This is a genomic window from Micromonospora sp. NPDC051925, assembly GCF_044548625.1.
Taxonomy (GTDB): Bacteria; Actinomycetota; Actinomycetes; order Mycobacteriales; family Micromonosporaceae; genus Micromonospora.
In genome coordinates this window covers 1-21,977 of the sequence record NZ_JBIUCH010000008.1, presented here as the reverse complement: position 1 = coordinate 21,977, position 21,977 = coordinate 1, and the positions used below count along the sequence as shown (strand labels likewise).

At 73.5% G+C, this 21,977-nt stretch carries 18 protein-coding genes and 1 pseudogene; 7 read left to right on the top strand and 12 right to left on the bottom strand.

The features are described from left to right. Positions 1-15: 15 nt before the first annotated feature. A complete protein-coding gene (locus ACIG87_RS12355) occupies positions 16-1,272 on the bottom strand; it encodes an erythromycin esterase family protein (protein ID WP_396850587.1) in 1,257 nt (418 codons plus the stop codon). A 151-nt stretch (positions 1,273-1,423) separates the two neighbouring features. Between ACIG87_RS12355 and ACIG87_RS12350 the strand changes: the two genes are divergently transcribed. Continuing rightward, the gene (locus tag ACIG87_RS12350; protein WP_396850586.1) at positions 1,424-1,615 is read left to right on the top strand and encodes a DUF2795 domain-containing protein; all 192 of its coding nucleotides are present in this window, start codon (positions 1,424-1,426) and stop codon (positions 1,613-1,615) included. A gap of 237 nt (positions 1,616-1,852) precedes the next feature. Here ACIG87_RS12350 and erm read toward each other — a convergent pair. Together erm and ACIG87_RS12340 are read right to left on the bottom strand one after the other, a co-directional pair. Beyond that, a pseudogene (erm, locus tag ACIG87_RS12345) lies at positions 1,853-2,644 on the bottom strand (ErmE/ErmH/ErmO/ErmR family 23S rRNA (adenine(2058)-N(6))-methyltransferase); the annotation flags it as partial. Positions 2,645-3,023: 379 nt separating this feature from the next. Next, entirely contained in the window at positions 3,024-3,920 is an 897-nt protein-coding gene (locus ACIG87_RS12340) for a Gfo/Idh/MocA family protein (RefSeq protein ID WP_396850819.1), read from the bottom strand. A 202-nt stretch (positions 3,921-4,122) separates the two neighbouring features. Between ACIG87_RS12340 and ACIG87_RS12335 the strand changes: the two genes are divergently transcribed. Further along, on the top strand, positions 4,123-4,518 hold the full coding sequence (locus ACIG87_RS12335) for a hypothetical protein (protein WP_396850585.1): 396 nt from the start codon (positions 4,123-4,125) through the stop codon (positions 4,516-4,518). Then, a complete protein-coding gene (locus ACIG87_RS12330; protein ID WP_396850584.1) occupies positions 4,511-4,972 on the top strand; it encodes a hypothetical protein in 462 nt (153 codons plus the stop codon). Before ACIG87_RS12335 ends, ACIG87_RS12330 begins: the two co-directional genes overlap by 8 nt. A 40-nt stretch (positions 4,973-5,012) precedes the next feature. On the opposite strand, the gene fabG is transcribed toward ACIG87_RS12330, so the two are convergent. Together fabG and ACIG87_RS12320 are read right to left on the bottom strand one after the other, a co-directional pair. Then, on the bottom strand, positions 5,013-5,771 hold the full coding sequence (gene fabG / locus ACIG87_RS12325; RefSeq protein WP_396850583.1) for a 3-oxoacyl-ACP reductase FabG: 759 nt from the start codon (positions 5,769-5,771) through the stop codon (positions 5,013-5,015). 115 nt (positions 5,772-5,886) lie between these two features. Next, positions 5,887-7,542: an alpha-amylase family protein gene (locus tag ACIG87_RS12320; RefSeq protein ID WP_396850582.1), complete on the bottom strand. Its 1,656-nt coding sequence runs from the start codon at positions 7,540-7,542 to the stop codon at positions 5,887-5,889. Between the two features lie 194 nt (positions 7,543-7,736). Between ACIG87_RS12320 and ACIG87_RS12315 the strand changes: the two genes are divergently transcribed. Both ACIG87_RS12315 and ACIG87_RS12310 read left to right on the top strand, forming a co-directional pair. Continuing rightward, the gene (locus tag ACIG87_RS12315) at positions 7,737-8,351 is read left to right on the top strand and encodes a DUF1349 domain-containing protein (protein WP_396850581.1); all 615 of its coding nucleotides are present in this window, start codon (positions 7,737-7,739) and stop codon (positions 8,349-8,351) included. A 230-nt stretch (positions 8,352-8,581) separates the two neighbouring features. Then, positions 8,582-9,253: a DedA family protein gene (locus tag ACIG87_RS12310; RefSeq protein ID WP_396850580.1), complete on the top strand. Its 672-nt coding sequence runs from the start codon at positions 8,582-8,584 to the stop codon at positions 9,251-9,253. 27 nt (positions 9,254-9,280) lie between these two features. Here the strand turns inward: ACIG87_RS12310 and ACIG87_RS12305 are convergent, their stop codons facing one another. The 7 genes from ACIG87_RS12305 to lysX form a co-directional block, all read right to left on the bottom strand. Continuing rightward, a complete protein-coding gene (locus ACIG87_RS12305) occupies positions 9,281-10,840 on the bottom strand; it encodes a cellulose binding domain-containing protein (protein WP_396850579.1) in 1,560 nt (519 codons plus the stop codon). Between the two features lie 200 nt (positions 10,841-11,040). After that, positions 11,041-12,477: a carbohydrate-binding protein gene (locus ACIG87_RS12300; protein WP_396850578.1), complete on the bottom strand. Its 1,437-nt coding sequence runs from the start codon at positions 12,475-12,477 to the stop codon at positions 11,041-11,043. 75 nt (positions 12,478-12,552) lie between these two features. After that, positions 12,553-13,293, bottom strand: coding sequence for a YidC/Oxa1 family membrane protein insertase (locus ACIG87_RS12295; protein WP_396850577.1), 741 nt, complete (start codon positions 13,291-13,293; stop codon positions 12,553-12,555). A 137-nt stretch (positions 13,294-13,430) separates the two neighbouring features. Next, entirely contained in the window at positions 13,431-13,742 is a 312-nt protein-coding gene (locus ACIG87_RS12290; RefSeq protein WP_396850576.1) for a DUF6412 domain-containing protein, read from the bottom strand. 10 nt (positions 13,743-13,752) lie between these two features. Continuing rightward, positions 13,753-14,592 carry an alpha/beta fold hydrolase gene (locus tag ACIG87_RS12285; RefSeq protein ID WP_396850575.1) on the bottom strand — a complete coding sequence of 280 codons (840 nt, stop codon included), beginning with the start codon at positions 14,590-14,592 and terminating at the stop codon, positions 13,753-13,755. After that, positions 14,589-15,389, bottom strand: a complete 801-nt coding sequence (locus ACIG87_RS12280; RefSeq protein WP_396850574.1) for a DUF998 domain-containing protein — start codon at positions 15,387-15,389, stop codon at positions 14,589-14,591. The genes ACIG87_RS12285 and ACIG87_RS12280 overlap by 4 nt, the downstream gene beginning before the upstream one ends. Beyond that, positions 15,386-18,745 (bottom strand): bifunctional lysylphosphatidylglycerol synthetase/lysine--tRNA ligase LysX, encoded by a 3,360-nt coding sequence (gene lysX, locus ACIG87_RS12275; RefSeq protein WP_396850573.1) that lies wholly within the window; start codon positions 18,743-18,745, stop codon positions 15,386-15,388. The genes ACIG87_RS12280 and lysX overlap by 4 nt, the downstream gene beginning before the upstream one ends. Positions 18,746-18,947: 202 nt before the next feature. On the opposite strand from lysX, the gene ACIG87_RS12270 reads away from it, so the two are divergent. Both ACIG87_RS12270 and ACIG87_RS12265 read left to right on the top strand, forming a co-directional pair. Then, positions 18,948-20,087, top strand: a complete 1,140-nt coding sequence (locus tag ACIG87_RS12270) for a glutamate--cysteine ligase (RefSeq protein ID WP_396850572.1) — start codon at positions 18,948-18,950, stop codon at positions 20,085-20,087. A gap of 114 nt (positions 20,088-20,201) precedes the next feature. Continuing rightward, on the top strand, positions 20,202-21,572 hold the full coding sequence (locus ACIG87_RS12265) for an FAD-dependent oxidoreductase (RefSeq protein ID WP_396850571.1): 1,371 nt from the start codon (positions 20,202-20,204) through the stop codon (positions 21,570-21,572). Positions 21,573-21,977 lie beyond the last annotated feature (405 nt).

Sequence of the window (21,977 nt, the reverse complement as noted above, 5' to 3'; positions counted from 1 at the left end):
CCAGGGAGCCACCGGTCAGACGCCGGCAGGGTAGGTCTCCAGTTCGCCGAAGGTGGTCAGGGCGGGCAGGGGGTGCAGGGCGGTGGACTCGTCGCACCAGATGAAGGCGTCGTAGCGGTCGGCCAACCGGCTCGGAACGTAGTTGCCCCAGCGCTCGAAGGTCGGGTCGTAGACCACCCCGATGGCCCGGTTATCGGCGGTGTCCGCGGCCCAGTCGGGCTGGTCGGGACCGCCGAAGACGAGCACCGCCCGCTCCGGCAGCAACTCGTGCAGCCGCCGCTCCACCGATCCCTCCCGGGCCGGCGGGACCACCATCACCTCGGCCGGTGAACCCCAGCGCGGGGCGGCGATCACCGTACCCCGGTAGCCGCCGAGACCGATCAACGCCACCGCGTCCCGGCCCAGCCGTTCCCGGGCGAGCTGACCGATGTTGACCATCCCGTCGTCGGCCATGTCGGTGGCTCGGGCGTCCCCGATGTGCGTGTTGTGCGCCCAGACGATCCCCCGCGACCCCGGGCCGTACCGGGTCAGCAACCGGTCCAGGGTGTCGGTCATGTGGATGTCCCGGATGTTCCACGAGTCCGGTCCGCCGTGCACCATCGCCCGGTAGTAGCGCTCCGCGCCGGCCACCACCTCCGCGTTCTGCCAGGCCGCGAAGGCGTCCGGGCCGTCCGAGGCGACGTGTGCCCGGGTACGCGCCAGCAGGCGGATCACCTCCTCCTCGCAGCGCGCCGAGACGAACCGGCTGGCCATGCCGTACTCCTCGACCCGCTTGCCGTACGGCTCGAAGCACCGGTAGGCGTCCTGCGCCGCCTCCATCGAGTTCGGGTCCTCCTCGCCGAGATAGTCGAAGATGGCCTGCATGGACTCCCAGAGGCTGTAGACGTCGAGCCCGTGGAAGCCGGCCCGCTCCCGCTCCGGACGTTCCAGGTTCCACGCCCGCAACCAGCGGCAGAACCGGTTCACCTCGGCATTCGCCCACATCCAGGTCGGCCACCGGGCGAAACGCCCCAGGGCGGTGCGCGGGTCGAGTGCCCCGCCGGGTGCGCCGACCACCGACCGGTGCACCCGGTCGCAGTCCGGCCAGTCCCCCTCCACCGCCACGAAGTCGAACCCCTGCTCGACGATGAGCCGTCGGGTGAGCTGCTCGCGCAACCGGTAGTAGTCGTAACTGCCGTGCGTCGCCTCACCGATCATGACCACGCGGGCGTCCCGGACGCGCTCCAGCAGCGGGTCGAAGTCGCTCGGCGTACCGAGCCGCTGTACCAGCATGCGCCGGGCTACCCGGCAGGGTCGGCGAACAAACCGCCGATCGGCGGGGACGGACGCGCCGCACCCCGGCCGTGGCAGCGGTGTGACGACCCGGCGGGGGCGGTGTGGCGGCGGGGCGGTGTGGCGGCGGGCTGAACGGGTAGCCGGGCGGATGAGCGTCACCGGGATGCAGTTGCAGGAGTACCTGGCCGGGCTCGACTACCCGGTCTCCCGCGAGGACCTGGTCCGCTGGGGTCAGGAGAACGGCGCGAGCACCGAACTGCTCCAGACGCTGCGCGCCCTGCCCGCCCAGCAGTTCGACGACCCGGCCGAGCTGAACGAGGCCCTCGCCACCCTCGCCTGACCAGAGCTCCTGGACGATCGCCGTGCGCACGGTGACCGTCCAGGAGCTACCGGGCCGGGGAGCGCCGACGGGCGTGGCCCGTCCCCGACCGGTTCCGGGGGGTCATCGGCGATGTCGCCGCAGGTCCTCCGGTCTCGCCTCCCGTCCGCTCCACCTGCCCGTACGGTGGGCGTTCGACGCCGGACCGGGGCCGGCGGGGTCACCGCCCGCCCGGTCGCGCCGGGGCATCGGGGCGGAGGCGTGCAGCAGCCGGAACAGCACGAGCCACTGCTCCGGCCAGACCAGCCCGACCGGGGTCGCCGGGTCGAGCCGCGCCGCCCGCAACGCGCCGTCGACCCGCCGGCCGGGGTGGGCCGCCCGCAGCGACGCCGCGAGCGACCCGCCGGCCCCGCCGAACCCCCGCTCCACCATCCGCCGGTACGCGGGCAGCGTGGCCGCGGCCAGCAGCGGCTCCGGCCGGCGGTCGATCCGCAGGATGCCCCCGTCGACGGCGGGCACCGGACGGAAGGCGGTACGGGTCACCCGGCCGGCGAGCCGCCAGTGGTACTCCGGCCAGGTCAGCACGGTCAGCCGGCTCCACCGGCCGAGGTCACCGGTCCGCTTGCGGGCGTACTCCCACTGGGTGAGCAGGGTGGCCGCGCGCAGCCGGGGCGCGGCGAGGCACCAGCGGACCACCGCCGCGGTCAGCGACCACGGGATGTTGCCGACCACGGCGAACGGCTCGTCGGGCGGCGACGCGGTCAGGAAGTCGGCCTGCCGGTGCTCGACGTGCGGAAACGCCGCACACACCGCCGCCAACCCGGGGGCGACGGTCGGGTCGACCTCGTAGGCGATCAGCCGGCCGCACCGCTCGGCCAGCGGCCGGGTCAACTGACCGCGTCCGGCGCCCACCTCCAGCAGCAGGTCGTCCGGGTCGGTACGGGCCGCCCGGACCATCCGCGTCACGGCGGCCGGATCGGCGAGAAAGTTCTGGGACAGTACGCGACGGGACCGGTCGCGTGCGGTGGTGCGGTCTCGGCGGGGCGCCACGGGTTCGTCCTGTCTGTCGCCACCGGGCGACGGTACGGACAGGCGCAGCACGAAAGCGGGCCTGTCCGAGTGGATCGGGACTCGGACGACCCTGGAGATCGGCGGGGGACGCGATGCGGTGACGGCGCGGCGATCACCGGAGCACGGCGATCAGCGCGGCGCGGAGATCGACTCAGCGCACGGTGATCAGGTCAGGCGCGGTGGGCGTCCCGGCCGGCCAGGGCCGGACGCCGGACTCGCGGGCGGGCAACCAGGAGCGGGCCCCGCGCGGCCGGCGCGACGGCCACGTTGATCAGAGCGTGCGTGAACATGTAGGCCACGCTAACCCACTCCGCACGTTCCGCAACGGGTTTTCCCTCCCGCTCCCACCTCCTCGCTGTCAGAGGTCGACGGTGCGGGCCTCGGTACGGGCGACCTGTGCCGCCGTCAGGACGGCCACCACCTCGCGGCCGAAGCGGACGTCGCACCGGTGGTCCCGGCTGCCCGAGTCGATCTCCTCCAGCAGTTGGTCGAGGGCCGTGCCGAAGGCGGTCAGCGCGTTGCCGTCGCCCGGGGGGACGGACGCGGTGCCGTTGTCGCCGTAGAAGACGAAGTCCCGGGTCACCGCCGTCGGCGGGGCGTCCAGGGTCAGCGACAACGCGCTGGTCGCGCCCCCGTCGTGGTTGAGCAGCAGATGCACCAGACCGCCGGGGCCGTCCAGCGCGGCGACCCGGGTGACCCGGCCGAGCACCGGCAGGACGATCGACAGCGCGTGCGGGCCGATGTCCCACAGCGCCCCCTGCTCCCGCCGCCAGCGGGAATCGCCGTACGGGCTGCCCGGCTGGTAGATCGAGGCGAACTGGGTCGCTCGGGCGTGCTGCCAGCCGCCGGCTGCGGCGGTGGCGGCGAGGAAGCCGTTGACGTTCGGGTGGAACCGCTGGGTGAAGAAGACCACCGACGCCACCCCGGCGGCCTGTGCGGCGGCGACCACCCGGTCGGCCTCGGCGAGGCGCAGCGCCAGGGGCTTGTCCAGCAACAGGTGCCGGCCGGCGGTGGCGGCCCGGACGGCGATCTCGGCCTGTACGTCCGGCGGCAGCGCCACGGCCACCGCGTCACAGGCGTCGAGCAGCGCGTCGACGTCGTCGAAGGCCGGTACGCCGTGCCGGGCGGCCAACGCGCCGGCCTTGTCCGGGTTGCGCCCCCAGACACCCACCAACTCGGCGCGCGGGTGCGCGTCCAGCCCGGTGCCATGCGTCTGCGCCGCCCAGTGACCGGTGCCGAACAGGCCGAACCGCAGCACGAGTTACCCCCGGTGTCGTCGTCGGCCACGGAACGCCGTGACCGTGATCCACGCTAGTCGCCCACCCCGGCCACCGCAGCCGGCACCGGCCCCGGCACCAGAACCGGGACGAGGGCCGACACCAGGACCGGGACGACGGTGAGTACTACGCTGGTTAGTAGGCTGTGCCGGTGACCGACACACCGACCGGATGCCCGCGATGACCGGCGTAGCGTCGGCCGGCTCGCCGGTGGACGGAGTTCCCGCCACGGTGACGATCGTGCTGTCGCTCGTACTCGCGCTGTGGAGTCTGGTGGCGGCGGTCCGGCACCGGCCGCCGGACCTGGTGCAGTCCGTCGGCCTGGGCGTGCTGGAGGTGGCGCTGCTCGCGCTGACCGCGCTGGCCCTGGTCGCCGTCGTCGGCGGTGAACGGGCCGGCGAGCCCGGCGCGTTCTTCGGCTACCTGGTGACGCTGGTCTGTCTGCCCCCGCTGGCCTGGGTGCTGGCCCGGATGGAGCCGACCCGTTGGGGGTCGGCGATCGTCTGCGCGATCTGCCTGGTCGTCCCGGTGGTCGTGGTCCGGCTCCAGCAGACCTGGGAGGTCGTCGGTGGCTGACACCCGGACGCCGGAGCGCGTCACCAACGCCGGGCCGGGGCGGCTGCTGATCGCCGTCTACATCCTGTTCGCCATCGCCGCCACCTCCCGGGCCGGCCTCCAGATCGCCACGAAGTTCGACGAGGCACCGGTGGCGTACCTGCTCTCGGCGGTGGCGGCGCTGATCTACATCGTGGCGGCGGTCGGGCTGGCCCGCGCCGGCCACGCCGGCCGCCGGGTCGCGCTGGCCTGCTGCTCGGTGGAGTTGGTCGGGGTGGTCGGCGTCGGCGTGCTCAGCCTGGTCGACGCCGAGCTCTTCCCTGACGAGACGGTCTGGTCCGGCTTCGGCAGCGGGTACGGCTACATCCCGCTGGTGCTGCCGGTGCTGGGGCTGCTCTGGCTCTGGCGCACCCGCACCAACCACGGCACCAGCACCAGCACGGGGACCGGGACCGGCGCGCGCACCGACGCCTGAGGTGTCCCGCCCGGCACCGGGCGGGACACCTGCCGGGCGGTCAGTCCTTCGGGCCACCGGCGACGTAGATGACCTGGCCGGAGACGAAGGATGCGCCCTCGCTGACCAGGAACGAGATGGTGTGCGCGACGTCCTCCGGTCGGCCGGGGCGGCGGACCGGGATCTCGGCGGCGGCGTGCTTCTGGAGGTCGTCGAAGTCGACCTTCATCCGGGCGGCGGTGGCGGCGGTCATGTCGGTGACGATGAAGCCGGGGGCGACCGCGTTGACCGTCACCCCGAACGGACCCAGCTCGATGGCGAGGGTCTTGGTGAAGCCCTGGAGACCGGCCTTGGCCGCCGCGTAGTTGGCCTGGCCCCGGTTGCCCAGCGCGGAGGTGCTGGAGAGGTTGACGATCCGGCCGTACTTCTGCTCGACCATGTGCCGCTGGGCGGCCTGGCTGAACAGGAACGCGCCGCGCAGGTGCACACCCAGGACGGTGTCCCAGTCGGCGTCGGTCATCTTGAACAGCAGATTGTCCCGCAGCACACCGGCGTTGTTGACCAGCACGGTCGGCCCACCCAGCTCGGTGGCGATCCGCTCGACGGCGGTCTCCACCTGGTATCGGTCGGCGACGTCCGCGCCGACCCCGAGGGCCCGGCCGCCGGCGGCGGTGATCGCGTCCACCGTCTGGCGGGTCGCCGACTCCTCGATGTCGACCACGGCGACGGTCATGCCGTCGGCGGCCAGCCGACGGGCGGTGGCCGCGCCGATGCCGCGTGCGGCTCCGGTCACGATGGCGACGCGGGGCTCCTCCGACACGATTACCTCCCGGTAACTTGGGGCTCGATCGAAGGAGCCTACTCGCCCTCGGCGCGGGGAAGGGCCCTTTCCCGCGCCGGGAACGACAGGAGAGGGCCCGTACTCCGGAGGATGGTCAGTAGCTGGCGGTGGACCGGCAGAGCCGGATCCAGCGGTAGCCGTGCCCACCCAGCTTCAGGCGGTCCAGCTTGCCGACGTCGCCGTAGCCCCGGTCGGTGAGGACGTCTATCGGCAGGTCCGCCTCGGCGGCCAGGGTGCTCAGGTCCACCTCGACGTCCTCGGTGCCGAGGTTGTGCAGGAAGACCATGGTGCCGGTGGGGCCGTCGGCGCGGTGCGCGAGCACCCCGGCCGGCATCGGCACGTCGATGTGCGAGGTCGAGCCGGAGCCGATCTCCGGGGCCTCCCGCAGCGTCCGGATCATCCGCTCGAACCAGGCCAGCAACGACTTCGAGTCGCCACGTTGGGCGGTGACGTTGACCTTCTGGTAGCCGAAGTCACCCTGGTCGATCACCGGGCGGATCAGCTTCTCCGGGTCCGCGGTGGAGAAGCCGGCGTTCTCCTTGTACGACCACTGCATCGGGGTACGGATCGCGTTCCGCCCGTCCAGCGCCAGGTTCTCGCCCATCCCGATCTCCTCGCCGTAGCGCAGCACCGGCGTGCCGCGCAGCGAGAACTGGAGCGCGTACGCCAGCTCGATGTGCCGGCGGTCGTTGCCCAGCATCGGGGCGAGCCGACGGCGGATGCCCCGGCCGTAGAGCTGCATGCTCTCGTCCGGCCCGAACTTCGCCAGCACGTCGTTGCGCTGGTCGGCGGTGAGCCGGGACAGGTCGATCTCGTCGTGGTTGCGCAGGAAGGTCGCCCACTGGCCGCCGGTGGGCAGCTTCGGGGTGTCGCGCAGCGCGTCGACGATCGTCTCCGGGTCCTCCCGGGCGAGGGCGAGCATCAGCCGGCCGTTGAGCATGAAGTCGAAGAGCATGTGGATCCGGTTGCCCGAGCCGCTGCCGTCGCCGAAGTAGACCGGCAGCTGGTCCGGCTCGACGTTCGCCTCGGCCAGCAGGACGGCGTCACCGCGCCGCCACTGGACGTGCTGGCGCAGGTCGGTGAGGAAGTCGAAGTCCTTGGGCGCGTTCGGGTTGCCCGGCTCGGTCTGCTCGATGATGAACGGCACGGCGTCCATCCGGAACCCGGAGACGCCGAGCTGGAGCCAGAACGAGGTGATCTTCTTGATCTCCGCGCGGACCTTCGGGTTCTCGATGTTGAGGTCCGGCTGGAACTCGTAGAAGCGGTGGTAGTACCACGCCTTGGCGGTCCGGTCGTAGGTCCACGTCTCGTGCTGCTCACCCGGGAAGACCATGCCCTGGTGCCGGTCCGCCGGTGCGTGGTCGGCCCAGACGTACCAGTCACGGTACGGCGAGTCGGGCGAGGACCGGGCGGACTGGAACCACGGGTGCTGGTCGGAGGTGTGGTTGACCACCAGGTCGATGATCACCCGGATGCCCCGGTTCTGCGCCTGGTGCAGCAGCTCGGCGAAGTCCCCGAGGGTTCCCAGTCGCGGGTCGACGTTGTAGAAGTCGGTCGCGTCGTACCCGTCGTCCTGGTTGGGCGAGGGATGGATCGGGTTGAGCCAGAGGCAGGTCACCCCCAACCGCGCCAGGTAGTCGAGCCGGCCGATGAGGCCACGGAAGTCACCGACCCCGTCACCGTCGGAGTCCGCGTACGTGTCGACGTCGAGGCAGTAGACGACCGCCTCGGAGTACCACCTGTCACCCATGCCGGCCTAATGTCTCCGATCCGGCGTCGCCGCAAACGCGAGCCGCCCTCGGCTGCCGACGCCGCGCCCCGCGGCCCACCCCTGCACCGGCACCGGCACCGGCACCGGCACCGGCACGCTCACCCCGTACCGCCGGCTCGCCCGGTTGCCACGCCACCGGCTGCTCCGCAGGTGTCCGGGGTACGGTGCCGGGCATGGCTGATCATCCGACGGACGGCTCCCGCGCGGTGGACTGGGACGAGGGCCGGTGGCTGCACCCACCGGTGCGAGTGGACCGGACCGACGACGGTGGCCTGTTGGTGGAGCCGGGGGCGGAGAGCGACCTGTGGCGGCACACCAGCTACGGCTTCGTGCACGACGACGGGCCGGCGCTGCTCGCGGCGCTGCCCACCGGCAACGCGGTCGAGGTGAGCTTCGTGCTCGACTACACGGCGCAGTTCGACCAGGCCGGGGTGCTGGTCCGGGTCGACGAGCGGAACTGGGTGAAGGCCGGGGTGGAGATCAGCGACGGGTTGCCGCAGGTCGGCGCGGTGGTCACCCGGGAGTTCTCGGACTGGTCGGTGGCCCCGGTGTCGGAATGGAGCGGGCGCGAGGTGACCGTGCGGGTCAGCCGGGACGGCGACGCGCTGACGGTCCGGGCGCGGGCCGACGGTGAGGCGTGGCGGCTGGTCCGGCTCGCCCCGCTCGCCCCGGACGCGATCGCGCTGGCCGGGCCGTTCTGCTGCTCTCCCTCCCGGGGCGGGCTGACCGTCCGGTTCACCGGCTGGCGACAGGGGCCGGCCGACCGGGAACTGCATCCGACGAGCTGAGCACCGACTCGGCCCGGGTCCGGCCCGGACGAGCCCCGCTCGGTCGGGATCCGGCTGGCTGATCCCGACCCCGCCGAGGGCCCCGGCTGAGCCACGGATCAGCCGAGAGCCGACCGGCTGAGTCGAGGTCGGGCCGCCGGGTTCTCGGGTGGGCTCGCTCACCAGGGGTGTAAGCGGTGGCCGGGCGGGTACCACTGTCCGATCATCGCCCGGCTCGTGGAAGGACGCCCATGGCTCTCGCCCAGAACGTCGACCCGAACCAGTTCCGCGGGCTGACCGGCTGGGTGGCGGGCGTCATCGACTCCCTCGGCGCGGTCGGCGTCGCCTTCCTGGTGGCGCTGGAGAGCATCATCCCGCCGATCCCGAGTGAGATCGTGCTGGCGATGGCGGGTTACCTCGCCAGCGAGGGCCGGTTCAACCTGGTGGTGATCGTCCTCGCCGCGACGGTCGGCTCGTTGGTCGGCGCACTGGTGCTCTACTGGCTCGGCGCCGCGCTCGGCGAGGAGCGGCTCAAGCGCTGGCTGGACCGCATCCCGCTGGTCGACCGGGAGGATCTGGAGAAGGCCGACCGCTGGTTCGAACGGCACGGCCGGTGGGCGGTGCTGATCGGTCGGCTGGTGCCGGTGGTCCGCAGCCTGGTCTCCGTACCGGCCGGCGCGAACCGCCTGCCGATGGGCGAGTTCGTCCTGCTCACCACGCTGGGCAGCGGGGTGTGGAACGCGCTGGTCGTCGGCCTCGGCTACACGCTGGGCTCGCATTGGCAGGACGTGGAGAAGTACAGCGACTGGTTCAACTACGCGATCTTCGCGATCTTCGCCGTCATGATCGGGAGCTGGGTGGTGAAGAAGGTCCGCACCCGGCGGGACCGGGGCGACCGGCAGTCGGTGACTGCCGGCCGCTGACCGGAGTACGCGTCGCCGTACGGGTGCTCAGTACCGCGCGGTGATCGAGGTGAACTCCCAGTTGTTCTGGGAGATGCCGGAGCAGTGGGCGACCACTCCCCCACCCGGGCAGGGGCGGTCCCGGTTGACCGACCAGAAGGTGAACCGGGACAGGCCCCGGGCCTTCGCCCAGTCGCGGATCTGCGTCCAGGTGGTCGGCGAGGTCAGCTCCTGCTGGTCGGAGAGGCCGTTCATCCCGCTGATGCCCAGATGCGCGTACGCGGTGGCGTCCGACCAGCCGAACGCGGTCTTCAGGGTGTTCTTCAACCCCTCGGCGGCGTTGACGGTGTTCTGGTACATGTTCGCCCCGCCGCCGAAGTCGAACGGCATGATGGTGAAGGTGTCGATGTTCGCCCCGAGCGCGGCGGCCTGGTTGACCAGCCGGGTGCCGTAGTACGACGGCCCGGTGGTCGTGGTGCCGAAGGTGACGATCGTCTTGATCCCCGGGTTGTTCTGCTTGACGATCTTCAGCGCGCCGAGGATGCGGTCCTGCACCGCCTCGTTCTCGAACTCGTCGCTGTTCTCGATGTCGATGTCGATCGCCTTCAGCCCGTACGCGTTGATCACCTGCTGGTAGGCCCCGGCGAGGGCGCTGGCCGACGCGCAGTTCGGGCCGAGCTTGTTGCCGCTCCACCCGCCGAACGACGGGATGACGTCGCCGCCGGCCGCCCGGATCGCGGCGATGGTGCTGGCGTGCGCACCGCCGGTGAGCGGGCCGGAACCGTCCCAGGCCGGGGTGCAGCCGCCACCGGAGAGCACGAAGGCGATGGTGAACCACTTGATCCCGGTCGCCTCCATCACCGTCGACGGCGCGGGCGGTTCACCCCAGCCGGGGTAGAGGTAGGGGGCGGCAGCCATCGGGCCGGTGCCGCCGGTGCAGCCGGTGGTGGTGGCGGAGACCGGGGACGACTTCGCCGACTCGCCGGTCGAGTTGTACGCCGTGACGGTCCAGCTGTGCGCGGAGCAGGTGGCCAGGCCGGAGACGGTGGCCGAGGTGCCGGTGACGGTGGCCTTCACGGTGCTGCCCTCGTACACCCGGTAGCCGGTGACCGTGCCGGAGACGGCGTTCCAGGCCAGCGTGGCCGAGGAGGCGGTGGTGCCGGTGACCCGCAGCCCGGTCGGGGTGGCCGGGCCGGACGGGTTGCCGGGGCCGCCGGTGCAGGCGCCGCCGTTGACCGTGCAGTTGGTCGGGTCGCCGGTCCCGGCGACGACGAAGCCGAACGTGGTGCTGCCGCCCGGCGCGAGGCTGCCGTTCCAGCTCTGGTTGACGGCGGTGACCCGCTGGCCGGAGCTGGTCACCCGGGCGTCCCAGAACGAGCCGACGGTGCTGCCGGACGGCAGGTCGAACTGGACGGTCCACGAGCTGATCGCGGTCGAGGTGTCGTTGGTGACGGTGAACTTCGCCTCGTACCCGCTGCTCCAGCTGGCGGTGCGGACGAAGGCGGCGGTGGCGGCGGACGCGGCCGGCGGGGCCACGATCGTGCCGGTGACCAGGGCGGCGGCGAGGATGACGGCGAGGGTGAGCGGGCGGCGGGGGCGGACTCTCACGGGTGGCCTCCAGGGACCTGGGCGTGGTGACGCGCGGCGGGTGGGGGTGGACCCGACCGGAACGACGCAAACGCATCCACGTACGTCTACGTCAGCGCCCATTATTAGGACTCTTAACTATTTCTGTCCAGCCCCTGGACCGGCCGAAACAGGCGAGGGGGTCCGCGCCGTCTCGACGCGGACCCCCTCGGCAGCCCGACTCAGCGGCGGAAGGTGAACCAGTTGACGTTGACGAAGTCGGCCGGCTGACCGCTGCTGAAGGTCAGGTAGACGCTGTGCCGGCCGGTCACCGCCGAGACGTTGCCCGGCACCGACCGCCAGCTCTGCCAGCCGCCGGTGTTGGCGACGGCGAAGCTGCCGATCGGGGTGCCGGTCGGGCTGTCCAACCGGACCTCGACCAGGCCGCTCACCCCGCTCGCCGCCCCGGAGGCCACCCGGGCCAGGAAGTCACGCGGCCCGCTGGTGCCGAAGTCCACGTTGTCGTACCGGGCCCAGTCGCCGTTGCGCAGCGCGGCGATGTTCTGCCCACCCTCGGCGCACGCCTCGACGAGCACCCCGTTCTGGCCGGAGAACGCCTCGGCCTGGATCGTCCCGTACGCGTCGACCGAGCCGGACGGCGGCGGCGTGGTCGGGGCCGGCGTGGTGGGCGTCGGCGTCGGGGTGGACGTGGACCCCCGGCGGTAGACCGCGACGTAGTCGACCACCATCGGCCGACCGGAGACCGTCGACCCGGTCGGCGTGACGTAGCCGGCCACCCCGTCCGGGAAGGAGCCGCCCATCGCCACGTTCAGCAGCAGGAAGTAGCCGCCGTGACCGGTCATCTGCGCCCAGTACGTCGCGCCGACCTGGGTCTCGGTGACGGTGTGGAACAGTTGCCCGTCGACGTACCAACGCAGTTGCTGCGGGCTGACCGAGGTGTCCCACTCGGTGCGGTAGGTGTGGAAGCCGGCCTGGCAGGCGCTACCGGGGCAGACCCGGGTCGCGCCCAGCCCGCTGAACTCGTTGCACGGCCCGCCCGGCGCGACCCCGCAGTGCAGCGCGCCCCAGACCTGGTTGAGCCCGTTGACGTTCTCCATCACGTCGATCTCGCCGATACCCGGCCAGTTCTGGTAGTTGCCCCGGTAGGGCGAGCCGAGCGCCCAGAACGCCGGCCAGTAGCCGGCCGCCTCGGCCCCGGTGACGTTGGGCATCTGGATCCGCCCCTCGATCGCCAGCACCCCGCCGGCCGGAGGCTTGAAGTCGGTGCGGACCGTCTCGATCCGGGCCGAGGTCCACCGGCCGGACCCGTCGCGCACCGGGGTGATCCGCAGGTTACCGGCGCCGTCGTGGGCCAGGTTGGCGGTGCTGCCGGTGTACGTCTGGATCTCGCCGGTGCCCCAGTTGGCCGGGCCGCCGGGGTAGCTGGTGCCGGTGTCGACGATCCAGTTGGCCGAGGAGGGCTGGGTGCCGGCCGCCCCGGTGAAGTCGTCACTCCACATCAGGCTCCAGCCGGCGGGCGGGGTGGGCACGGCGGCCTGCGCGGCGACCGAGGCCCCGGTCAACGCGGTGGCGGCGGCGAGCGTCACGGCCAGGGCGAGGCGGCGGCGGGACCGACGCGGGGCGGTGGGGGCGACCGGAGCCGCCGGGACAGCGTTCATCGGGATGCCTCTCTGGGGGACGGGAGCGAGAGAGCGCTCTCTGAGCGGTTTTCTACGCTCCCGCCCCACCACTTGTCAACGTCCGTCGATGGCCTCGACGGGTGCCGGTTGCCCCCGACGCAGCACCACCTGCTCCCCCGCCGTCCACGCGGTGGTGGTGACCAGGTAGAGCACCGCCGCCAACGGCACCACCAACGCCACCAGCACCGTCGCGTACGGCAGCAGCGGGATCAGCCGGGCCAGCACCGCCGCCCCCGGCTGATCCGTCGGGGCACCGCTCAGCGCCGCCGTCCGCTGCGCCCGCCGGGACAGCATCCGGGCCAGCCCGAGCAACGCCACCAGCAGGACCCCGAAGACCGCCAGCACCGACGGTGACAGCCCGTCGCCCAGGTGCCAGCCCAGCGGCACCCCGGCCAGCCGTTCGTCGAGCAGCCCGGCACCACCGTCACCGGTGCTGAACAGGCGGTACATGACCAGGAAGAACGGTGCCTGGAGCAGGCCCGGCAGGCAACCCGCCACCGGCGACGCCCCGGTCCGGCGGTAGAGCGCGAACAACTCCGACTGCAACGTCGCCGGGTCGCCCGCGCACCGCTGCTGGAGCTTGCGGACCTCCGGGGCGAGCGCCACCCGACGCCGCTCCCCGCGGATCTGGGCGACGGTGAGCGGCGAGATCAACAGCCGGACGGCGACGGTGAACAGGACGATGGCGACGGCGGTCGCGACCCCGCCGGTCAGCGGCGTCAGCAGGTCGGCCAGCCGGCCGACGACGGACCCCGCGGCGGCAGCCGCGTCGTGCACGGGTGAGAAGGCGAGCATGGCGGAACCCCTCGGTCCAATTCCGGATGTCCCGACGAGACGGTCGACCGCATCCCCCACCAGGGGACGGATGACGGCCGGTCCCGATCAGGGACGGATGACGACGGAATCGGTCGGCGGCTCGGCGGCGCGCGGGGTCAGCCCGCGACCGGAGACCAGCCGACCGGGAGAGGAGCACCGGGTGCCCGGGGACGGGGTCGGCCCGCCGCGTCCGGATCGGTCTGTCGGGGCACCCGTCGACGCCGGGCCCGGTCCCGCAGCCCGACCGCCCGACGCCGCCCGTAGGCCGGGCCGGTCGCCGGGCGGGGACGGGCCGCCAGCAGGACGACGAGCAACAGCGCGGCCACCACCGCCGCACCGGCCAACAGGTCACCCGGACCGTCCGCGAGCAGGGTCAGCCCGGTGAGCGCGTACGCCCACAGACCTGTCACCACCCGCAGACCCGACACGCGCACCAGCTTAGGGCCCGCTGTCACCCCGCACCGCCCCGATGGCGGCGGCCACCGCCTCCGGATGGTCGACATGCACCAGATGTCGCGCGTCCCGGAACACCCCCTGCCGACCGGCCGGGAAGCTCGCCGCCAGCCGGGCGTGCCCGGACCGCCACGCCGCCCGGCCGACCGGGGTGGGCACGTCACCGAGCGCGGTCAGCACCCGCACCGGCAGCGCCGGTGGGTCCGTGCCGGCGCGCAGCGCCGCCAACTGCGCCGCCACCGCCGGATGCGCCAGCCACTCCACCAGCGCCCCGACCAGCACCGCCCCCGAGCCGTACGGAACCGCCAGCACCGGATCGGGCGGCCGGACGCTCATCCGGCGTACCGACCGGAGCGAGGCCCACGGGCCGAGCCGACGGGCCAGGCCGGACCGGTCGAGCAACCCGGCCAGCACCGGGGCGACGGCGGTCACTCGCCCGGCCGACCACACCGACAACCGCCCCCACCCCACCGCCCCGCTCGGCTCCACCAGGCTCGGGTCCACCAGCACCAGCCCGGCGAGGCGTCCCGGGTGCAGCCGGGCGTACGCCTCGGCGGGCAGCGCCGCCGCCGAGTGCGCCACCAGCACCGGCCGGCCCAGCCCCGCCACCCCCGCGGCGATCCGGGCCACCTCGGCGGCGAGGGTGGGCACCCGCCCGTCGTCCGGCGCTCCACCCGATCCCGGTCGGTCCAACCGGCCCACCCGGTAACCGTCGGCGGTCAGCAACGGGACCAGCCGGTCCCAGGTGGCCGCCCCCTCACCCATCCCCGGGCAGAGCAGCACCCCCGGCCCACCGGGCACGCCCGTCCCGGCCGGGCCGGTCACCGGGGCTGCTCCGGGTGGGGGCCCCAGCGGGCGACGCCGGCGGCGAGCAGCAGCCAGCCGGACAGGCCGATCAGCTGGGCCCGCTGCCACAGGCCCAACCCGAACTCGGGACGCACCGCGGCGACCAGCGTCCCGACCGTGCCGACCAGCAGCACCACCGCCACCGCCAGACCCACCCGGCGGCGGGCCGGGCCGCGCAGCACGGCGAGGATGACGACCAGGGACAGCAGCCCGCCGGCCACCGCCACCGACGAGGTGACGGTGTGCGCCTGGTGCCGCCAGGAGAGGTCACCCAGCTCCTCCAGCCGGGCGCAACGGGCGTCCACCGACGGGGCGCAGTCCATCGTGGTGTAGCCGCCGTCCACGGCGGTGGCCACGCCGAAGACCAGCGCCCCCCACCAGGCCGGTCGGGGCACGTCCCGGGCCACCCGGAGCAGCACCAGCCCGGCGGTCGCCGCGCACAGCCCGGTCGCCACGTCGCCGAGCTGGAAGAACCGGTGGTACGGCTGGTCCCGCGCGGCCAGCTCGCTGAGGTAGCTGTCGATCGGCCCGAGCCCCGGGTTGAGCACCGGGCCGAGCAGCCAGGAGGCGTAGCAGACCGCCGCCAGCGCGAACGCCACCGCCGCCACGGTCCGGGCCGCCGACGACGTCGGGGCGACCGGCGACCTCGGGGCGGTCGAGCGCGGTGTCCCGGCCGCCGCCGACTTCCCGGCCGCCGACTTGCCGGTCGACGACTTGCCGGCCGACGACTTGCCGGCCGACGAGCGCCACGTCCGGACTGGCCGGGGCCGGTTCACGAGGACTCGCGGACCATCGGGAACGGCAACGTCTCCCGGATGGACCGGCCGGTCAGCAGCATCACCAGCCGGTCCACGCCCAGCCCCAACCCGCCGGTCGGTGGCATCGCGTACTCCAGCGCGGTGAGGAAGTCCTCGTCCAGCTCCATCGCCTCCGCGTCGCCGCCGGCCGCCTTCAACGACTGGGCGGTCAACCGCCGCCGTTGCTCGGTCGGATCGACCAGCTCCGAGTACGCGGTGCCCAGCTCCATCCCGAACGCCACCAGGTCCCACCGCTCGGCCAACCGGGGATCGGCACGGTGCTGACGGGTCAACGGCGAGACCTCGGTCGGGAAGTCCAGGTAGAACGTGGGTACGTCGGTACCCGCCTCGACCAGCCGCTCGTACAGCTCCAGCAGCAGCTCGGCGCGCTCCCAACGCGGGTCGTACGGCACTCGGGCCGTGTCGGCGAACCGGCGCAGGGCGGCCACGTCGGTGTCGACGGTGACCTCCTCGCCCAGCGCGGCGGAGATCGCCTCGTGCACCGTGCGCACCGGCCACGGCCCACCGATGTCCACCAGCTCACCGGTCCCCGGCCGGCGGGCCAGCGGGGCGTCGTGCACCGCCACCGCCGCCGCCACGATCAACTCCCGGGCCAGCTCCCGCATGTCGTGGTAGTCGGCGTACGCCTGGTACGCCTCCAGCACGGTGAACTCCGGGTTGTGGCTGAAGTCGACGCCCTCGTTGCGGAACACCCGGCCCAGCTCGTACACCCGCTCGACGCCGCCCACGGCGAGCCGCTTCAGGTACAGCTCGGGGGCGATCCGCAGGGTCAGCCGCAGGTCGTAGGCGTTGCTGTGGGTGACGAACGGGCGGGCGTTGGCGCCCCCGTGCACCCGTTGCAGGATCGGCGTCTCCACCTCCAGGAAGTCCCGCGCCACCAGGGTCCGCCGCAGGCTGTGGAGGGTGGCGCTGCGGGCCCGCAGCAGCTCCCGCGCCTCGGTGCTGGTCGCCAGGTCCAGGTAGCGCTGGCGGACCCTCGCCTCCGGGTCGGCCAGGCCGTGGTGCTTGTCCGGCAGCGGGCGCAGGCATTTGGCGGTGAGCCGCCAGTCGGCCACCCGCACCGACACCTCGCCGCGCCGGGTGGCGTACACCTCGCCGGTCGCGCCGACGTGGTCACCGATGTCGACGGTGGCCCGCCACCGGTCCAGCTCCTTCTCCAGCACCAGCTGCAGGTCGCCGGTGCCGTCCCGGACGGTGACGAAGCAGACCCGGCCGTGGTCGCGGACCAGCAGCACCCGCCCGGCCACCGACACCGTCTCCCCGGTGCCGGTGTCCGGGGCCAGCCCGGCGTGCCGCTGCCGCACCGCCGCGCAGCCGTCGGTACGCGCCCACCCCACCGGGTACGGCTCGACGCCCTCCGCCCGCAGCCGGTCCAGCTTCGCCCGGCGGACCCGGACCTGCTCGGGGAGCTGCTCGCGGGCCGGTTCCGGGCTGACCGCGTGCACCGCCCCGGCCTCCGGCGGCACGAACCCCACCCCGCCGCCCGCCGGGGGCGCCCCGTGCAGCGGGGACGGCCGGCCACCGGGCAACGCCAGGAAGCCCTCGGCGACGGCGGCGGCCAGCCCCACCCGGGCCAGTTCCCGCCGCTCCCCGAAGCACAGGTAGCGGGGCGTCCAGTGCGGCTGGTACTTGGCGTTGGACAGGTACAGCGACTCCAACTGCCACCAGCGGGAGAAGAACAGCAGCGTACGCCGCCACACCCGGATCACCGGGCCGGCGCCGATCCGGGCGCCCTGCTCGAAGACCGACCGGAACACGGCGAAGTTCAACGACACCCGTTCGACGCCCAGCCGGGGCGCCGCACCGAGCAGCGCGGCCACCATGAACTCGGTGACCCCGTTGTCGGCGGTGCGGTCCCGGCGCATCAGGTCCAGCGACAACCCGTCGACGCCCCACGGGCTCAACGACAGCAGCGCCCGTACCCGGCCGGTGCCGTCCCTGGCCTCGACCAGCACGCAGTCGCCGTCGGCCGGGTCGCCGAGCCGGCCCAACGCCATCGAGAAGCCGCGCTCGTGCTCGGTGTCCCGCCAACGGGTGGCCAGCGCGGCGAGGTCGGCCAGTTCGTCCGGCGGGATCTCGGCGTGCCGGCGGACCCGGGCGGTGTGGCCGGCCCGCTCGACCCGGTGCACCGCCTGCCGGACCGGACGCATGTCCCGCCCGTCCAGGTCGAACTCCCGGGCCACCAGGATCGCCTCGTCGCCCAGTTGCAGCACCTTCAGCCCGTGCCGGTGGTACGCCCGCGCGCCGGCCTCGCTGGCCCCCATCACCGCCGGGGTCCAGGCGTACTCGCGGGTCTGCTCCAGCCAGGCGGTGATGGCCGGCCCCCACGCCTCCGGGTCGCCGACCGGGTCGCCGCTGGCCAGGCTCACCCCGTTGACCACCCGGTAGGTCAGCGCCGCCTTTCCGCTGGCCGAGAAGATCGCCGCCTTGTCCCGCCGGGTGGCGAAGTAGCCGAGCGAGTCCTGCTCCCCGTACCGGGCCAGCAGCTCCCGGATGCGCTGCTCCTCGTCGGGGTGCAGCACGGCGGCGGCGCGCTGCGAGCGCAGCAGGGTGAACAGGCCGGCGAGGAAGGCGATCGCGCCCATCCCGCCGAGCAGCAGGTTGACCCAGCCGGGGGCCTGACCGTGTCGGGTGACGTCCAGGGTGATCGCCCCGCCGAAGACCTTCTCGATTGCGTACCCCAACCGGTCCAGCCAGCTGCGCAGGCTGCCGGGCACGGCGGTGAGCAGCAGGTAGCCGAGCCCGACGGCGGCCGTGGCGAGGCCGAAGAACACCCCGAGGGCCCGGCGGGTGCTGCCGCTGCGGACCCGGGCGTAGAACTCCCGTCGGGCGGCCAGCAGCAGGGCCAACGCGGCGGCGGCGAAGCCGATGCCCACCCAGACGCCGACGGTGTCGACCAGGTCGAAGATCCGCCGGCCGGCGTCGTCGGTGAGCCGGTCCGCGCCGACGGTCACCAGCAGCAGTCCGGCCAGCCCGCCGACGACCAGGCTGAGGGTGAAGTAGACGACCAGCACCCAGTACGCCAACCGCTTGCGCCGCAGCACCGCGGCGGCGAGGGTGCCGATGAACACCGCGTACGCCAGGTTGGCGGGGGCGGGCACCAGCAGCGTGTCGATGGTGGTCCGGACCGGCTGGAACTCGGCGTTGGCCGCGCTGCTCACCGCCGCCAGCGCGCAGATCGCGGCGATGAACCACAGCATCGCCGCGAAGATCCGGGGCACCTGCCGCCGCCAGTCCGCGCCGGCCTGCCGGGCGTCGCCGCTCCGGCGAGCCGGCGGTGGGGGCGCTACCCGGGACACCGTCGTCGGGGTCACCTGACCTCCCTCACGTCGCCGCCCCGACCCACCCGGTCGGGCGGGGGTGCGGCACGGCACCGGTCGGCGGACCGGGCCATGGTAAGCATCCGGCGCGATGACCCGCCGTGTCGCGTTTTCTCCGCCGGACACTCTGGGTAATGGGCCGGACAGCAGCGCGGCGAAACCCGCCGCGACCGGGACGGGACGGACGGTGATGGCGATGACCAGTGGGGTGGCGGCCGGGGAGGTGGCTCCGGAGCGGGCCGGGGTCGACCGGCTCACGGTGGGCGTGGAGGAGGAGTTCCTCCTGGTCGATCCGCACACCGGTGCCGCGGTGCCCGCCGTCGACCTGGTCATGGCGCAGGTGCCGGCCGAGCTGCGCGGTCAGGTGGAGCGGGAGTTCCAGACCAGCCAGATCGAGATCGGCAGCCCGCCCGGGTTGGAGCTGAGCTCGATCCGGCACTCGCTGGGCGTGCTGCGCAACGCGCTGGCCGACGCCGCCGAGCGGGCCGGCGTACGGGTGCTGGCCATCGGCACCGGACCGGTGGCGGGTCCGGTGCCCCCGGTGGTCGACAAGCCCCGCTTCGACCGGATGATCGAGCGGTTCCGGCTGCTGGTGCCCGGTCCCGGCAACAACGGCATGCACGTGCACGTGGGTGTGCCCGACCCGGACACCGGGGTGCGGGTGCTCAACCACATCCGGCCGTGGCTGCCGGTGCTGCACGCGATGACCACCAACTCGCCGTTCTCCGAAGGCGTCGACACCGGCTACGCGAGTTGGCGGTCGGTCGAGTGGGAGCGCTGGCCCTCGGTGGCGCCCACCCCCTACCTGGAGTCCTACGAGCACTACGAGCGGCTGATCCGGCAGTTGATCGCCAGCGGGGTGATGCTCGACGAGGGAATGCTCTACTGGTACGCCCGACTGTCGGCGAAGTACCAGACGGTGGAGGTCCGGATCGGTGACGTCTGCCCCTCGGTCGACGACGCGGTGCTGGTGGCAGCGCTGGTCCGGGCGCTGGTCGCCACCGCGATGAACGACGTGGCGGCGGGCCGCCCAGCGGTGAACACCGATCACCACCTGCTGGTGGCCGCGCACTGGCGGGCCGCGCACGACGGGTTGGAGGGCGACGGCGTCGACCTGTCCAACGGCGAGCTGCGTCCGGCCTGGGAGCTGGTGGACCGGCTGGTCGAGCAGGTGAGCCCGGCACTGGTGGCGCACGACGACCTGGCCGAGGTCTCCGAACTGCTGGCCGGGCTGCGCCGGCACGGCAGCGGGGCCGCCCGGCAGCGGGCCGTCTTCGCGCGGTCGGGTCGGCTGGAGGACGTGGTCGCCGAGGTCGCCCGGCAGACCCGTGGCTGACCGGCCCGTGGCTGACCGGCCCGTGGCTGACCGGCCCGTGGCTGACCGGCCCGTGGCTGACCGACGCGTCGGTGACCGGCCCGTGGTCGACCGGCGCGTGGAAGACTGGGCGTCGTGGCAGAGCGGCTGATCGTCGTCGGTGGGGACGCCGCCGGGATGGCGGCGGCCTCCCAGGCCCGTCGCCGCCGGGACGCCGACGACCTGGAGATCGTGGCGTTCGAGCGGGGACACTTCACGTCGTACTCGGCGTGCGGCATCCCGTACTGGATCAGTGGGCTGGTCGAGGAGCGGGACGCGTTGATCGCCCGCGACCCGGCCACCTTCCGCGACGACTTCGCCATCGACGTACGGCTGCGTACCGAGGTCACCGGCATCGACCTCGACCGTCGGGAGGTCACCGCCCGCCGGCTCGACGACGGCGGCGAGGTCCGCGAACGGTTCGACACCCTGGTGTACGCCACCGGCTCGGTCCCGAACCTGCCCGACTGGGCGGCCGGCGACGTCGACGGCATCTTCGGCATCCAGACGCTGGACGACGGGGCGGCGCTGCGTACCTGGCTGGACGGCACACCGACACCCCGCCGGGCGGTGGTGGTCGGCGGCGGCTACGTCGGGGTGGAGATGGCCGAGGCGCTGATCCAACGCGGGCTCGCCGTCACCCTGGTCGAGCAGGCCGAGCAACCGATGGCGACCGTCGACGAGGACATGGCCGGCCTGGTCGCCGAGGCGATGCGCGAACTGGGCATCGAGATCCGTACCGGCGTCACGGTGGCCGGGGTCGAGCAGCGCGACGGCCGGGTGTCCGCGGTGGTCACCTCGGCGGGCCCGGTGCCGGCCGACGTCGTGGTCCTCGGCCTGGGGGTACGCCCCAACACCGCGCTCGCCGCCGCCGCCGGCCTACCGCTCGGCCCGACCGGCGGGGTACGGGTGGACCGGCGGATGCGGGTGACCGGGGTGCCGGGCGTCTGGGCGGCCGGTGACTGCGTGGAGACCCTGCACCGGGTCACCGGCATGTCGGTGCACATCCCCCTCGGCACCCACGCCAACAAGCAGGGCCGGGTCGCCGGGATCAACATCGGCGGCGGATACGCCACCTTCCCCGGGGTGATCGGCACCGCGGTGACGAAGGTCTGCGACCTGGAGGTGGGCCGTACCGGGCTGCGGGAACGGGACGCCACGGCGGCCGGCTTCGAGTTCGTCTCGGTGATCGCCGAGTCGACGAACCGGGCCGGCTACTACCCGGGGGCCGAGCCGATGACGGTGAAGCTGATCGCCGAACGGCCCACCGGGCGGCTGCTCGGCGCGCAGATCGTCGGCCGCTCCGAGGCGGCGAAGCGGATCGACGCGCTGGCCGTGGCGTTGTGGAACGAGATGACGGTGGACGAGATGACCGCCCTCGATCTCGGCTACGCCCCGCCGTACGCGCCGGTCTGGGATCCGGTGCTGATCGCCGCCCGCAAGGCTGTCGACGCCCTCGACCGCTGACCATCCGCTTCCTTCCTGCCCTACCCCGCCCCACGCTGCACGCCCCACACTGGTCCGCCCCACACTGGTCCGCCCGGCGCTACCGCGCGCCGGCCCGACACGCCGCTGACTGCCCCGCACCGGCCCGCCAGGCACATCCGCCGGACTGACACGCGCCGGCTGCCCCGCACGTACCGGACCGCCATGCACTACCCACCATGCGCTGGCCCCACCCGCCACGCGCTGACCGCCACGCGCTGACCGCCACGCGCTGACCGCCACGCGCTGACCGCCACGCGCTGACCGCCACGCGCTGACCGCCACGCGCTGACCGCCACGCGCTGACCGCCACGCGCTGACCGCCACGCGCTGACCGCTACGCGCTGACCGCCACGCGCTGACCGCCACGCGCTGACCGCCACGCGC

What these genes read in the sequence shown, in the direction of transcription:
- ACIG87_RS12355 (WP_396850587.1), bottom strand. Translation starts at nt 1,272, where the DNA reads ATGCTGGTACAGCGGCTCGGTACGCCGAGCGACTTCGACCCGCTGCTG.
- ACIG87_RS12350 (WP_396850586.1), top strand. Translation starts at nt 1,424, where the DNA reads ATGAGCGTCACCGGGATGCAGTTGCAGGAGTACCTGGCCGGGCTCGAC.
- ACIG87_RS12335 (WP_396850585.1), top strand. Translation starts at nt 4,123, where the DNA reads ATGACCGGCGTAGCGTCGGCCGGCTCGCCGGTGGACGGAGTTCCCGCC.
- ACIG87_RS12320 (WP_396850582.1), bottom strand. Translation starts at nt 7,542, where the DNA reads ATGGGTGACAGGTGGTACTCCGAGGCGGTCGTCTACTGCCTCGACGTC.
- ACIG87_RS12315 (WP_396850581.1), top strand. Translation starts at nt 7,737, where the DNA reads ATGGCTGATCATCCGACGGACGGCTCCCGCGCGGTGGACTGGGACGAG.
- ACIG87_RS12310 (WP_396850580.1), top strand. Translation starts at nt 8,582, where the DNA reads ATGGCTCTCGCCCAGAACGTCGACCCGAACCAGTTCCGCGGGCTGACC.
- ACIG87_RS12300 (WP_396850578.1), bottom strand. Translation starts at nt 12,477, where the DNA reads ATGAACGCTGTCCCGGCGGCTCCGGTCGCCCCCACCGCCCCGCGTCGG.
- ACIG87_RS12295 (WP_396850577.1), bottom strand. Translation starts at nt 13,293, where the DNA reads ATGCTCGCCTTCTCACCCGTGCACGACGCGGCTGCCGCCGCGGGGTCC.
- ACIG87_RS12270 (WP_396850572.1), top strand. Translation starts at nt 18,948, where the DNA reads ATGACCAGTGGGGTGGCGGCCGGGGAGGTGGCTCCGGAGCGGGCCGGG.